This is a genomic window from Microbacterium sp. Leaf179 (genome assembly GCF_001423785.1).
Lineage (GTDB): Bacteria > Actinomycetota > Actinomycetes > Actinomycetales > Microbacteriaceae > Microbacterium.
In genome coordinates this window covers 295,314-309,437 of record NZ_LMPH01000002.1, presented here as the reverse complement: position 1 = coordinate 309,437, position 14,124 = coordinate 295,314, and the positions used below count along the sequence as shown (strand labels likewise).

General features: G+C 70.5%; 11 protein-coding genes. 6 read left to right on the top strand and 5 right to left on the bottom strand.

Annotation, left to right across the window (positions count from 1 at the left end; all coding sequences use genetic code 11):
• Positions 1-29 precede the first annotated feature (29 nt).
• Entirely contained in the window at positions 30-704 is a 675-nt protein-coding gene (locus ASF96_RS08955) for a fasciclin domain-containing protein (protein WP_055938253.1), read from the bottom strand.
• 317 nt (positions 705-1,021) lie between these two features.
• On the opposite strand from ASF96_RS08955, the gene sigK reads away from it, so the two are divergent.
• The 4 genes from sigK to ASF96_RS08935 all read left to right on the top strand — a co-directional run bounded on the left by sigK (position 1,022) and on the right by ASF96_RS08935 (position 4,322).
• A complete protein-coding gene (gene sigK, locus ASF96_RS08950) occupies positions 1,022-1,612 on the top strand; it encodes an ECF RNA polymerase sigma factor SigK (protein WP_055939370.1) in 591 nt (196 codons plus the stop codon).
• Positions 1,609-2,418 carry an anti-sigma factor gene (locus tag ASF96_RS08945; RefSeq protein WP_055938245.1) on the top strand — a complete coding sequence of 270 codons (810 nt, stop codon included), beginning with the start codon at positions 1,609-1,611 and terminating at the stop codon, positions 2,416-2,418. The genes sigK and ASF96_RS08945 overlap by 4 nt, the downstream gene beginning before the upstream one ends.
• 53 nt (positions 2,419-2,471) lie before the next feature.
• Positions 2,472-3,110: a hypothetical protein gene (locus ASF96_RS08940; protein WP_055838342.1), complete on the top strand. Its 639-nt coding sequence runs from the start codon at positions 2,472-2,474 to the stop codon at positions 3,108-3,110.
• Between the two features lie 327 nt (positions 3,111-3,437).
• The gene (locus ASF96_RS08935; RefSeq protein WP_055938241.1) at positions 3,438-4,322 is read left to right on the top strand and encodes an aminodeoxychorismate lyase; all 885 of its coding nucleotides are present in this window, start codon (positions 3,438-3,440) and stop codon (positions 4,320-4,322) included.
• Between the two features lie 88 nt (positions 4,323-4,410).
• Here ASF96_RS08935 and pstB read toward each other — a convergent pair whose 3' ends face one another.
• From pstB to ASF96_RS08915, 4 genes are all read right to left on the bottom strand, one after another.
• Positions 4,411-5,190 carry a phosphate ABC transporter ATP-binding protein PstB gene (pstB, locus tag ASF96_RS08930; protein ID WP_055838337.1) on the bottom strand — a complete coding sequence of 260 codons (780 nt, stop codon included), beginning with the start codon at positions 5,188-5,190 and terminating at the stop codon, positions 4,411-4,413.
• A gap of 18 nt (positions 5,191-5,208) precedes the next feature.
• On the bottom strand, positions 5,209-6,300 hold the full coding sequence (gene pstA, locus ASF96_RS08925) for a phosphate ABC transporter permease PstA (protein WP_055838335.1): 1,092 nt from the start codon (positions 6,298-6,300) through the stop codon (positions 5,209-5,211).
• The gene (gene pstC / locus ASF96_RS08920) at positions 6,297-7,316 is read right to left on the bottom strand and encodes a phosphate ABC transporter permease subunit PstC (RefSeq protein ID WP_055938237.1); all 1,020 of its coding nucleotides are present in this window, start codon (positions 7,314-7,316) and stop codon (positions 6,297-6,299) included. Before pstC ends, pstA begins: the two co-directional genes overlap by 4 nt.
• 156 nt (positions 7,317-7,472) lie before the next feature.
• Complete coding sequence (locus ASF96_RS08915) at positions 7,473-8,600, bottom strand: phosphate ABC transporter substrate-binding protein PstS (protein WP_055838330.1); 1,128 nt, start codon at positions 8,598-8,600, stop codon at positions 7,473-7,475.
• Between the two features lie 159 nt (positions 8,601-8,759).
• Between ASF96_RS08915 and ASF96_RS08910 the strand changes: the two genes are divergently transcribed.
• A complete protein-coding gene (locus tag ASF96_RS08910) occupies positions 8,760-12,704 on the top strand; it encodes a Pls/PosA family non-ribosomal peptide synthetase (protein WP_055938234.1) in 3,945 nt (1,314 codons plus the stop codon).
• Positions 12,701-13,999 carry a M1 family metallopeptidase gene (locus tag ASF96_RS08905; protein WP_055938231.1) on the top strand — a complete coding sequence of 433 codons (1,299 nt, stop codon included), beginning with the start codon at positions 12,701-12,703 and terminating at the stop codon, positions 13,997-13,999. The genes ASF96_RS08910 and ASF96_RS08905 overlap by 4 nt, the downstream gene beginning before the upstream one ends.
• The last annotated feature ends 125 nt before the right edge of the window (positions 14,000-14,124 follow it).

Sequence of the window (14,124 nt, the reverse complement as noted above, 5' to 3'; positions counted from 1 at the left end):
CGAGTGCGCGGAGACCGCGCAATCGAGAATTACATCGGGGGCATCAGCACCGAGTCGATGAGGTACACCGTGGCGTTGGCGGTCTGGACGCCACCGCAGATGACGTTGGCCGAGCCGTTGACCGTGATCGCGTCGCCCGAACCGGCGACCGTGACATCCTGGCCCTCGACCGTGGTGTGGGTGCCGTCGATCTCGTCGGGCGCGATCTGGCCGGGGACCACGTGGTACGTGAGGATCTTGGTCAGCGTGGCCGAGTCGGTCTTCAGGCCGTCGATGGTGGCGGCGTCGATCTTGGCGAACGCGTCGTCGACCGGAGCGAAGACGGTGAACTCGCTGCCGTTGAGCGTGTCGACCAGGTTCACGTCGGGGTTCAGCTGGCCGCTGACCGCCGCGGTGAGCGTGGTGAGCAGCGGGTTGTTCGAGGCGGCGACCGCGACCGGGTCAGCAGCCATGCCGGCGACCGAGCCGGAGCCCGAGGGGACGGCGGCGGCGTAGTCGGCACAGCCAGCACCGACGAGGTTGGCGGCCGGGTCCATCATCGACGACGACGCCGAAGCGGAGGGCGAGGCGGCCATCGAGGGAGCCATGCTCTCCTCAGTGGTGCCGCCCGAGGTGGTGGCGCCGCCGGAGCAGGCGGTGAGTGCGAAGGCCGAGCCCAGAACGAGGGCGAGACCAGCAACGACGGGCTTCTTGTTGATGAGCATGACATTCCTCCGAGAATCATTCGGATCGCGTCTGCGACCCGTCAGGGACACCCCGGTGCGAGGGGCGGTTCACCGTGGAGCGGCTTACACAGGGTCTTCGGGACCCCCGGGGGATCGGATTGCGGATTGTTGCGATCTAGGTCGGATTTCGGCATCCGGTGGCGGGAAAATCCCAGGTCAGAGGCTCGTAAATATTCTTCAGAATCTTTTTGATCCGAGTTCGATCGGCCCGAGGATGGCGGGCCGGCCCCGCCGAGCTGCGCGGCTCGCGCGCGCGCGTACGGGGGTCTCTGTATGCGTAAGGAATGATGGAGGCCATGGTGATCGACGGTTTCGACCTTCCCGACGACGGGACGGAGCCTGTCGATCAGGTCGGGGCGCTGCTGCAGCGCGTCGCGACGGGCGATCGCCTCGCCTTCGCTGAGCTGTACGACGTCCTGTCGGCCCGTGCCTTCGGCCTCATCCTGCGCGTGCTCGTCGACCGCTCGCAGAGCGAAGAGGTGCTGCAGGAAGTGTTCCTCGAAATCTGGCAATCCGCCGCGCGGTTCACTCCGAATAGAGGCCAAGGAAGGTCGTGGGTTCTCACGATCGCCCACCGGAGAGCGGTGGACCGCGTGCGGTCGTCGCAATCCAGTGCCGATCGTGACGTACGCGCGGGGTTCCGCGATATGGACGTTGCCTACGACAACGTCTCTGAAGAAGTCGAGATGAAGATCGAGGGGCGACGCGTCGTCGATGCACTGGCGGCGCTTCCCGAAGCGCAGAAAGAAGCCCTCACCCTGGCCTACTTCGGTGGATACAGCCAGAGTGAGATCGCTACTCTCGTCGGGGCGCCGCTCGGAACGATCAAGACGAGGATGCGCGACGGATTGTCACGCTTGAGGATGGAAATGGGGGTGGACAAGTGAACGAGAGGGACTTCGCCGACCTCGCTGCCGGGCACGCGCTGAACGCGCTATCGGCAGCTGATGAGCGCGCGTACCAGGAGGCTCTGGCGGGTAATCCGCACTGGGACTCCCACGTTCGATCGGCCGCCGACGCCGTGGCCGCGATCAGCGACACCATCGAGCCCGTCGAGCCGCCCGCTTCCGTGCGCGCGTCATTGTTCGCTCGCATCTCCGAGCTTCCCCAGGACGATTCCCCGGTGGTGGCGACCCCCGCCCCGCTCGACGACGAGGACTTCGCCGCAGCGGGCCTCACCCCGGTCACCGCGGAGCGTGAGCCCGTATCGGGTGGTTCCGCCTCAGCATCCGGCTGGGGCCGACGCCGTTGGTTCACCCTGGCCGCGTCGTTCGCCGCCGTGCTCGCGCTCGGTTTCGGCGCCGTGACCGTGGGACAGCTGATGGCACCCCCGGCAGCCGTCGTCGCCCTGGAGCAGATCGAGGGATCGCCCGACGCCCGCTCGGCCACGGCCACCATGCCCGACGGCACCGTCGCGACCGCCCATTGGTCGGCGTCGACCGGACGCAGCGTGCTGGTCTCCGACGGCATGCCCGCGCTTCCGTCCGACAAGACGTACGAGCTGTGGTTCGTGCGCGAGGGCACCCCGATCGCCGCCGGAACCTTCGAGCCGGATGCCGATGGCTCGGCGACCGCGGTTCTCGAGGGCCAGATGCACGAGGGCGACGTCATCGCCGTCACGATCGAGCCGGCGGGCGGTTCGCCCGACGGAACGCCCAGCACCGACGCCGTCGTCGCCGTCGCGACGGCCTGAGCCCGGGTCTCGCTCTCGGCCCACGGTGAGGGTCGACGCCCTAGCCTGGAACGATGAGCGATTCCTCACGCGAGTTCCACAAGCCCGTGCGACGGCCCGCTGAGCTGTTCGACCGCCTGTTCGCGGCGGAGGACCCCGCCGAGGTGTCGCGCGTCGCGCACAGCACCGCGCAGGCCCTGCTGTCGAGGGTGCGGGCAGACCCCACCGTCGACGTCGTCGAGCGACTGGTCGCCTTCACCGACGACAACGGGATCGACGATATCGCGGAGCTGTGGTCGCGTTCCCCGGCGAAGTCGCTTCCGGGCGCGCTCTGGCGCCTGTACCTGTTGCAGTTGATGATCCACGACGACGCCGCGACCGCGGCTCTGCTCTACGAGCGCGGACGCACCGAGATCGCCACGGTCGACCCCGTCGTGGCGGGCGCGCCGGCCCCCGCCGGACCGGAAGAACTCGTGCAGCTGATCGACACGATCCTGCGGGGCCTCTTCGAGGGGGACTTCGCCGTAGCGCTGGATCGCGCGGCGGCCTTCTGTCGTGTGCAGGCCTCGGGGTCGAGTCACCTGGCCGATGACTACGAGAACACCGAGTCGGAGCGCGCGACGGCGCTCACCACCCGCGCGTTGCGCCTGGCGACGTACGCCGACGATCTGTCGGCCTCCGCCGCGCTCTGGCGCCGCGACGCGCTCGCCTGAGTCGGAGCGGATGACGCGACCCGTCGGGCCTGCGGCGGTGGATCGTGGTGCCGCCCGCGTTCCGCCGGCGCCGGACGACGAGAAGAGTGCCGCGCAGACGAGGGCAATGCCTCTCGAGCCTGCGACGCGACGTCTGCCGCAGAAAAGATAAGTGCCGGACCGCAGAACGCCTCTCGGCGCATGGCCGCTCAGAGCGGCAAAAGATGGAGCCCGGGGTTACTGCGGCCCGGCTAGAAGAGTGTAACAAGGGTCGGCCGAAGACATTCCCTCCGCGCGACCCGTTGACAAGCCCCGGGCGTGTTGCCTCGGCGGCCCTAGGCTCGCTGCATGGCTTGGCGTTTCGCTCTCGTGATCGACCCCGTGGCATCCGACGATCAGCGGGAGGACTTCTCCGACACGCTGCACACGGTGGATCCGAACGCTCCCGTGCTGCCGCTCGGTGAGCTCAGTGCGCAGCGGGGCGACGGGGTCTTCGAATCGCTCGGCGTCGTCGACGGCCACCCGCAAGAGGTGGGGCCCCACCTCGAACGTCTGGCCCGGTCTGCGGGGCTGTGCGACCTTCCCACGCCGAATCCGGCGCAGTGGCGGGCCGCGATCGAGCGCGTCGCCGCCGAGGCCGGCGCCGGCGAGAGCGTCATCAAGCTCATCCTCAGCCGCGGTGTCGAATCCGGGGCGTCGCCGACCGCGTGGATCACCCTCGCCACGGCCCCCGACAACCTCCGCGCCCGACGCGACGGCGTACGCATCGCCACCCTCGACCGGGGCTACCCGGCCGACGTCCCCGCCCGTGCCCCCTGGTTGCTGCTGGGGGCCAAGACCCTGTCGTACGCGGTGAACATGGCCGCGATCCGCGAGGCCCAGCGCCGCGGCGCCGACGACGCCGTCTTCGTCACGAACGACGGGGTCGTTCTCGAGGCGCCCACGGCATCCGTCCTGCTGCGCGTGGGCGACCGGTTCGTCACCCCCGAGCCGCAGGCCGGCATCCTGCACGGGACGACGCAGCTGAGCCTGTTCTCGCACCTGGAGTCGCGGGGGTTCTCGACCTCGTACGAGACCGTCCTGCTCGACGACCTCGAAGATGCGGATGCCGCGTGGCTGCTGTCGAGCGTGCGTCTCGCCGCGCCCGTGTCGGCCGTCGACGGTCGTCCGAAGACGGTGGACCGGGAGCTCACCGCCGACCTCAACGCATACCTGCTGAGCCCGCGCGACTGAGCTCACACGTCCAGCCCGCGCGACCGGCCCGCCCCCGCGCGGAAACGACGAAGGCCCCGCCGAAGCGGGGCCGTCGTCGTTCTCGCGCTTACCCGAAGCGGCCGGAGACGTAGTCCTCGGTGGCCTGCACGGTCGGCGCGGTGAAGATCGCCGACGTGTCGTTGTACTCGATGAGCTTGCCGGGCTTGCCGGTTCCGGCGATGTTGAAGAACGCCGTCTTGTCGCTCACGCGCGACGCCTGCTGCATGTTGTGCGTGACGATGACGATCGTGTACTCGTTCTTGAGCTCCGAGATGAGCTCCTCGATCGCGAAGGTCGAGATGGGGTCGAGCGCCGAGCAGGGCTCGTCCATCAGCAGCACGTCGGGCGAGACCGCGATCGCGCGGGCGATGCACAGACGCTGCTGCTGACCACCCGAGAGTCCGCCGCCGGGCTTCTCGAGGCGGTCCTTGACCTCGTTCCACAGGTTGGCGCCCTGCAGGGACTTCTCGACGAGGGCGTCGGCGTCGCTCTTCGACATGCGCTTGTCGTTGAGCTTGGCGCCGGCCAGGACGTTCTCACGGATCGACATCGTCGGGAACGGGTTGGGGCGCTGGAACACCATGCCGACGTGACGACGCACGAGCACGGGATCGACACCGGGACCGTAGAGGTCGTCGCCGTCGATGAGCACGCGGCCCTTGACGTGGCCGCCGGGGATCACCTCGTGCATGCGGTTCAGGGTGCGCAGGAACGTGGACTTGCCGCAGCCCGAGGGGCCGATGAAGGCGGTGACCGAACGCGGCTCGATGTCGATCGAGACGCCCTCGACCGCGAGGAAGTCGCTGTAGTAGACGTTGAGGTCCTGGACCTCGATGCTCTTGGACACGGGAGTGCCTTTCCTAGCTCAGCGCGCCTTCGGCGCGAACACGGCCGCGACGATCCGGGCGATCAGGTTGAAGATGACGACGAGGACGACCAGCAGGAACGCCGCGCCCCAGGCCTGGGCCTGAGAGGCGTCGATGTCTTGGCCGGGGAAGCTGTACGCGGTGTAGGCCATGACGGGGAGGGTCTGCATGGGACCGTCGAACGGGTTGGCGTTGAAGTTGTCGGTGAAGCTCGCCGCGATGAAGATCGGCGCCGTTTCACCCACCACGCGGGCCACGGCCAGCACGACACCGGTGATGATGCCGCTGGCGGCAGTGCGCAGCACGACCTTGATGATCGTGGCCGAGCGCGGCACGCCCAGGGCGAGCGACGCCTCGCGCAGATCGGCCGGCACCAGACGCAGCATCTCCTCGGTGGAGCGGATGACGATGGGGATCATCAGCACGCAGAGGGCGATGGATGCCGAGAAGCCGCTGAAGGCCTTCGGACCGACGACGAGGCTGAACAGCGAGAACGCGAACAGACCGGCGACGATCGAGGGGATACCGGTCATCACGTCGACGAGGAACGTGATCGCGCGGCGGAGCGGGTTGTTCGGCTGTGCGTACTCGACGAGGTAGACCGCGGCCAGGATGCCGATGGGCACCGAGATGAGGGCCGCGATCCCCGTGATGATCAGCGTTCCGGTGACGGCCTGCCAGGCACCGGGGGTCGCGACGACCTCGAGGGTGTTCGGGTCGAAGGCGGTGCCTCCCACCTGCGTGATGAACTGCAGGTTGACCACCGCGAGGCCCTTCGACACCACGGTGTAGAGGGTCGAGATGAGCGGCGCCACGGCGAGAAGGAAGGCCACGGTGACGAGGCCGCGCACGACCCGGTCGACCGCTTTGCGGCGGTTCTCGACGATGCTGGAGCCGACGCCGATGGCGATCAGGTACAGCACGGCGGTCAGGATCAGCCAGGTCGCGATGTTGAAGCCGCCCATGAGCAGCTGCATCGCGGCGACGACGACGGCGACACCGGCGAGCAGCGCGGGCTCGATGTAACGCGGGAGCCGGCCGCTGGTCAGCGCCAGGGGGGTCGAGGCCGCGGGGGTGACGGAGGCGGTCACGAGCGCTTTCCCTTCTTGCGACCCTTGGCCCCCGGGCCCGTCGCGGCGACGATGTAGCGCGCGAACATGTTGACCGCGAGCGAGACGACGAACAGCATCAGGCCCGTGCCGATCAGCGCGGAGCGCTGCAGGTCGGTGGCGATGGGGAAGTTCAGGGCGATGTTGGCGGCGATGGTCTGCGAGTTGTAGCCGTCGGTCAGCAGCAGCACCGAGTAGATGAGGCTCGGCGAGATGATGAGCGCGATGGCCATGGTCTCGCCCAGCGCGCGGCCGAGGCCGAGCAGGGTGGCCGAGACCATGCCGCTGCGGGCGTAGGGGAACACCGCGAGGCGGATCATCTCCCAGCGCGTCGCCCCGAGGGCGAGGGCGGCCTCTTCGTGCAGGCGCGGGGTCTGCAGGAAGATCTCGCGGGTGATCGAGGTGACGATCGGGAGGATCATGACCGCGAGCACCACTCCACCGGTGAACATCGTCGAGCCGGTGCTCGACACGGGGCCCTGGAACAGCGGGATCCAGCCGAGGTACTCGTTGAGGAACTGGCTCACCGGCAGCAGCAGCGGGCGCATCACGATGATGCCCCACAGTCCGAAGACGATCGAGGGCACCGCGGCGAGCAGGTCGACGACGTAGCCCAGGGCTCCGGCGATCTTGCGGGGCGCGTAGTGCGAGATGAACAGCGCGATGCCGATGGCGACCGGGGTGCCGATGACCATGGCGATGAGCGCCGCCCAGATGCTGCCGAACAGCAGCGGGCCGACGTACTCCCAGAAGTTGGTCCACGTGCCGTTCTGGTACCCGGCGAGGTCGCCCTCGGTCCAGTTGGCGGTGATGGCCGGAAGCCCACGCAGGATCAGGAAGATCGCGACGCCTGCGAGGATGATCATGATCGACACGGCAGCCGTGGTCGACAGACCGAGGAAGACCGTGTCGCCGACGCGACGCTTCCCGACGATGCTCGCTCGAGGCGGCGGAGGGGACGACGGGGCGGTCTCGGTGTCAGCGACGGTGTCAGTCACGCGGGACCTCACGCTCGGCACGGGTCATGGGGTGCTCCTCGGTCGGGTGTTCTGTGAGGATTCGGCTCAGCGAAACGCTCGATGATGATCGATCGCTTCGATCAGCCCGGCCCGACCCGCACGAGAGGTGCGAGCCGGGCCGAGTCCGACAGATGTTTACTTGATGGCCGAGAGGGTCTCGGCGGCAGCCTCGAGGACCGAGTCCGGCAGCGGTGCGGAGCCGGCGTTCTTGGCCGCGACCTGCTGGCCGAGCGAGCTCGTGACGAAGCCGAGGTACGACTTGACCAGCTCGGACTGCTTCGCGTCCTTGAACGTGCTGCAGGTGATGGCGTACGACACCAGCGGGATGGGGTACGTCTCGGCCGTGAGCTTCGAGTAGTCGAACTTCTTCGACAGGTCACCCGCGATGCCGTTGCTGGCGTCGACGGCCGCAGCCTCGAACGTCGCGGTGACGGCCTCGGGGCTGTAGGCGACGGCGGTGCCGTCCTGGATGACGGCAGCCGAGTTGAGGTCGCCGACGGCCGAGTGGTCGGCGTAGCCGATGGTGCCCGAGCCCGCCTTGACGGCCTCGACGACGCCGGAGCCGCCCTTCTGCTTCGACACGTTGCCCTCGACCGGCCAGTCCTTGCCCGCGGGGTAGGTCCACACCGACGACTGGGTCGCGGCGAGGTAGTTGGTGAAGTTCTGCGTGGTGCCCGAGCCGTCCGAACGCGCGACGGTCGTGATGGCGCCGGCGGGGAGCTCGGTGCCGTTGTCGGCGGTGATGGCCGGGTCGGACCAGTCGGTGATCTGCAGCGCGAAGATCTTGGCGATCGTCTCGCCCGAGAGCTTCAGCTCGGTGACACCGGGGATGTTGAAGATCATCGCGACGCCGTCGAGGTAGACGGGGATGTTCACGCCGCCCTCGGTGCACAGCGCCACCGACTGCGAGGTCTGGTCGGCGTTCAGCGGCGAGTCGGAGCCGGCGAAGTCGTACGCGCCGCTCAGGAAGTTGGTGACGCCACCGCCGGAGCCCTGCGACTTGTCGTAGTTGATCGTGACGCCCTTGGCCTGGGCGTTGTAGGCGCTGGTCCACGCGGCCTGCGCGTTGGACTGGGCGCTCGAGCCACCGGCGGTGATGGTGCCCGAGAGCGAGGAGTCGATCGTGAACGCCACGTCGGAGGAGGAGGGGGATTCCGAGGAGCCCGCGGCGCCGCCGGAGCTCGAGGGGCCGGCGCAGCCGGCGAGGGTCAGAGAGGCCACGGCGGCCACGGTGCCCAGCTGGGCGATTCGGGAGAGCTTCACTGTGTGAATCCTTCGCATGTCGGGAACAGGAACCCGGTGCAGGGTTCGTCGTGAACGGTAAACAGCGACTCTTACGAGACTGCGCCCCGCGGGTGAACGGGAGGTGAACCGGTGTGGCCCGTCCGGGGTGTTTTCCTGGGGGTTGTACTGTTCACCCCCGTGACGAACTCTGCCTCCGACGCACAGGCTCCGCTCGACCGACGGGATGCCGCGGCTCCTGCGCGCACCCTCATCGATCTGCTCTCGAGCGTCGCCGCCCGGCATCCGGAGGCCTCGGCGATCGACGACGGCTCGGGCGCCCTGAGCTACCGGGAGCTGCTCGCGCGCGTCTGGCGCACGGCCGGCGCCCTGCACGCGGCGGGTGTGCGCCGCGGCGACCGCGTGGGGGTGCGGATGCCGTCGGGCTCCAAGGAGCTGTACGTCTCGATTCTCGCGGTCATGGCCGCCGGTGCCGCCTACGTGCCCGTGGACGCCGACGATCCCGACGAGCGCGCGCGCTTGGTGTTCGGCGAAGCCGGGGTCCGCGGCATCGTGGTGGGCGCCGGGGAGTTCGTCTCCCACGACGCGGATGCCGACCTCGTGCGCCTGTACGACGGCGACGCGCCGCATCCCAGCACGAACGCCGTGCCGGTGGTGGCCCCGCCCGGCGTCGACGACGACGCGTGGATCATCTTCACCTCGGGTTCGACGGGCGTTCCCAAGGGCGTCGCCGTGTCGCACCGTTCGGCGGCGGCATTCGTCGAAGCCGAGGCGCGCCTGTTCCTCCAGCAGGAGCCGCTGGGACCGGGCGACCGTGTGCTGGCCGGTCTGTCGGTCGCCTTCGACGCCTCGTGCGAGGAGATGTGGCTCGCGTGGGGGCACGGCGCGTGCCTGGTGCCCGCCCCGCGCTCGCTCGTGCGCTCCGGCGAAGACCTCGCGCCGTGGCTGCTGCGCCAGGGCATCACCGTGGTGTCGACCGTGCCGACGCTGGCGGCGATGTGGCCCGCCGACTCGATCGAGAACGTGCGCCTGCTGATCTTCGGCGGCGAGGCCTGCCCGCCCGAGCTCGCCGCCCGCCTGGTCGCCGACGGTCGCGAGGTGTGGAACACGTACGGGCCGACCGAGGCCACCGTGGTCGCGTGCGCGGCCGCGCTCGACGGCTCGCTGCCGGTGCGCATCGGTCTGCCGCTCGACGGATGGGCGTTGGCCGTCGTCGACGCCGAAGGACTCCCCGTTCCCGAGGGGGGCACCGGAGAGCTCATCATCGGAGGGGTCGGTCTCGCCCGCTACCTCGACCCCGCGAAAGACGCCGAGAAGTACGCGCCCATGCCGACGCTCGGGTGGGATCGTGCCTACCGCTCGGGCGACCTGGTGCGATTCGAGTCGGAAGGCCTGGTCTTCCAGGGCCGCGCCGACGACCAGGTCAAGGTCGGCGGACGACGCATCGAGCTGGGGGAGGTCGAGTCGGCGCTGCAGGATCTGGCGGGCGTGAGCGCCGCCACGGTCGCCGTGCGCACGACCGAGGCCGGCGTGCCCGTGCTCGTCGGCTACCTGGTCATGGACGAGGGCGTCGACCTCGACCGGGGCGCCGCGCGCGCCGCGCTCGCCGAGCGCCTGCCGGCGGCGACCATCCCGCTGCTCGGCGTCGTCGACGCGCTGCCGGTGCGCACCTCGGGCAAGGTCGACCGCGCGGCGCTGCCCTGGCCGCTCCCGGGCGTCGACGCCCCCGCGCCCACCGACTTCTCGGCCGACGAGGCCTGGCTCGCCGAGCAGTGGCAGGCGGTGCTCGGCGTCGCCGTCACCGAGCGCAAGACCGACTTCTTCGACCTGGGCGGCGGTTCGCTCGCGGCCGCGCAGCTGGTCTCGCGTATCCGTACGCGGGTGCCGGAGTTCTCGGTCGCCGACATCTACGACGTTCCCCGTCTGGGCGCGATGGCGAAGGCCCTCGGTCCGCAGCTGGTCGACGAGGGCGCGGCGGAGTTCCACCGCGCCGAGCCCACCCCGCGCACGACCCAGTGGGCTCAGACGCTGCTGGGCGCGCCGCTGTTCGTGCTCTCCGGCGTGCGGTGGCTGCTGTACCTGCTCACCGCGTCGGCCGTGCTGCGGCTCCTCCCCGGCTTCGACGTGCTGCCGTCGGTGCCCTGGCCCCTGCTCGTGGTCGGTCTGCTGATCTTCGCGACGCCGTTCGGACGCATGGCGATCGCCGTGGCATCCGCTCGTCTGCTGCTGGCGGGGGTACGCCCCGGGGATCACCCGCGGGGCGGCTGGGTGCACATCCGTCTGTGGCTCGCCGAGCAGATCGCCGACCAGGTGGATGCCGTGGGGCTGGCCGGCGCCCCCTGGGTGTCGTACTACGCCCGCGCTCTGGGCGCGCGGATCGGCCGGAACGTCGACATGCACGCGCTGCCGCCGGTCACGGGCATGCTCGTCGTCGGCGACGGCGCATCGATCGAGCCCGAGGTCGACCTCACCGGGTACTGGATCGACGGCGACCTCGTGCGCATCGGCGAGGTGCGCATCGGTGCCGAGGCGACGGTGGGCGCGCGCTCCACGCTCGCGCCGGGCACCCGCATCGGCCGGCGAGCCGAGATCGCCCCCGGATCCGCGGTGTTCGGCCGCGTCAAGGCCGACCAGTCGTGGGCGGGTTCGCCTGCCGTGCGCGTCGGCGGGACGGCGAAGGGATGGCCGACCGAGCGCCCGCCCGCGCCCACCCGCTGGCTGTGGGCGTACGCGGCGTCGGCGCTCGTGCTCGCGCTCCTGCCGCTCGCGGCCTTCACCGTGGGCGCGCTCGTCGTCGCCCAGGGCATTCGCGGCGCGGATTCGCTCGCCGGGGCCGCAGGCGGCGCGTTCGTCTGGCTCGTGCCGTCCGTCGCCGTCACGGGCCTCGTGTTCGCGGCATCCGTCGTCCTGCTCGTGCGGCTGCTCTCGATCGGCCTGACCGAGGGGACCCACCCCGTGCGCAGCCGCGTCGCGTGGCAGGCGTGGACCATCGAACGACTCCTGGATGCCGCCCGCACCATCCTCTTCCCGCTGTACTCGTCGTTGTTCACCCCCGTGTGGCTGCGCCTGCTCGGCGCCGAGGTGGGTCGCGACGTCGAGGCGTCGACCGTTCTGCTGATCCCGTCGATGACCCGCATCGAAGACGGCGCCTTCTTGGCCGACGACACGATGGTGGCGTCCTACGAGCTGCGCGCCGGATGGCTGCGGATCGGCCCGGTGCGCATCGGCAAGCGCGCGTTCCTCGGCAATTCGGGCATGGCTGCGCCGGGGCACCGCGTGCCGCGCGACGGACTGGTCGCGGTGCTGTCGGCGGCGCCGATGAAGGCCAAGGCGGGTTCGTCATGGCTCGGCTCGCCCGCGGTGCGTCTGCGCCGCCTGTCGGCCGCGGGCGACGAGTCGCGCACCTACCGCCCCACGTCGGGTCTGCGCTTGGCGCGGACGCTGTGGGAATTTGGGCGCTTCGTCCCCGTGGTCGTCACCTGCGCCATCGGGCTCGGGGTGATCTTCGCCCTCGCCGGGCTCTGGCAGAGCGTCGGGCCGGTGTGGACGCTGCTGCTGTCGGGCCTGGTGATGCTGGCCGCGGGGGCGGTCGCCGCCGGGGTCTCGACCGCGGCCAAGTGGGCCATCGTCGGCGTCATCCGCGCGGGGGAACAGCCCCTCTGGTCGAGCTTCGTGTGGCGTACCGAGGTCTCGGACACCTTCACCGAGATGGTCGCCGCCCCGTGGTTCGCGCGCGCGGCGACGGGAACCCCCGCGCTCGCCGTGTGGCTGCGGAGCCTCGGCGCCACGATCGGTGCCGGTGTCTGGTGCGAGAGCTACTGGCTGCCCGAACCCGACCTGGTCACTTTGGGGGCCGCGTCAACCGTCAACCGCGGATGCGTGGTGCAGACGCATCTGTTCCATGATCGAATCATGAGTATGGATACCGTCGAGCTGGAAGCGGGGGCGACCCTCGGTCCGCACAGCGTGGTCCTTCCCGCCTCCACCCTCGGTGCGCACGCGACCGTGGGGCCGGCGTCGCTGGTCATGCGCGGTGAGACCGTTCCGGTCGGCTCGCGCTGGAGCGGCAACCCCATCGGTCCGTGGCGTGCCGTGAAGGTCCGCGCCTACCAGTCGACCACGTGAGCGCCACCGACTCCTACGCCCCGCAGAGCGGTGACGCCTCGTACGACGTGCAGTCGTACGACCTCGTCCTCGGCTATCGCGTACGCACCAATCGGCTCGAGGGAACCGCGACCATCGTCGCCGTCGCCCGCACTGCGGTGACCTCGTTCGCCCTCGACCTCGTCGGGCTCCGCACGTCGCGCGTGCGCGTCGACGGAGCCGCCGCGCGGGTGACGGCCGGGCCGCACGCGATCCGCGTGACACCCGCGCGCGCGCTCGCCGCGGGGGATCGGTTCGAAGTCGAGGTCGCGTACGCCGGCACCCCGGCGCCCCGTCGTTCGCGCTGGGGGACCGTCGGGTGGGAAGAGCTCACCGACGGCGCTCTGGTCGCCGGTCAGCCCACGGGGGCTCCGACGTGGTTCCCGTGCAACGACCGGCCCGACAACCGCGCCTCGATGCGCATGCAGATCACGGTCGACGACGGCTACGAGGTCGCCGCGACCGGCGTCGCGGGAGCGAGCATGCGCCGGGGCGGTCGCACCACCCGCGTGTTCACCTCCGACGTGCCCACCGCCACCTACCTGGCGGCGGTGCACGTGGGCCGGTATCGCACGCGTCCCCTGGCGGGCAGCGGCGTCGATGTCGTGCCGCCGGTGACCGTCAGCGCCCCGCCGGCGCTGACGGCCGCGGTCGACCGCGCCTTCGCCCCCGTGCCCGAGATGCTGCGGCTCTTCGACCGCCTCTTCGGGCCGTACCCGCAGCAGGCGTGCACGCTCGTCGTCACCGCCGACGAGCTCGAGATCCCGCTCGAGGCGCAGGGCCTCGCCGTCTTCGGTATGAACCACCTCGTGCCCGCGGCGCAGCGCCTCATCGCGCACGAGCTGGCGCACCAGTGGTTCGGCAACAGCGTCGGTCTCGCGCGGTGGAGCGACATCTGGCTGAACGAGGGCTTCGCCTGCTACGCCGAGTGGCTGTGGTCCGAGGCCTCGGGCGGTCCTTCGGTGCAGACCTGCGTCGACGACCACTACGCCCGACTGGCCGCCAAGCCGCGCGATCTGCTGCTGATCGACCCCGGACCCGACGACATGTTCGACGACCGCGTGTACAAACGCGGCGCGCTGACGCTGCACGCGCTGCGGCAGACCCTGGGCGATGTCGCGTTCTTCGATCTGCTGCGCGCCTGGACCGCCGACCACCGCCACGCACTCGTCACGACCGACGACTTCCGCGCCGCGGTGGCTCGGGCCGGGGGAGCGGATGCCGCGGCGGTGCTGTCGGCGTGGGTCGACCGCACCGCTCTGCCGTCGCGGGTGTGAGGTTCCGGCCCCGGTCGCCGGGGCGAGCGGAGGGCGAGGGGCGGAGGGAGGGGGCCCGAGCGCTCCGCGTCCTCCGCTCGTCCCTCGCCCTCCGCTCCTCACGCGTCGCGCGCTCGCGCCGCGCC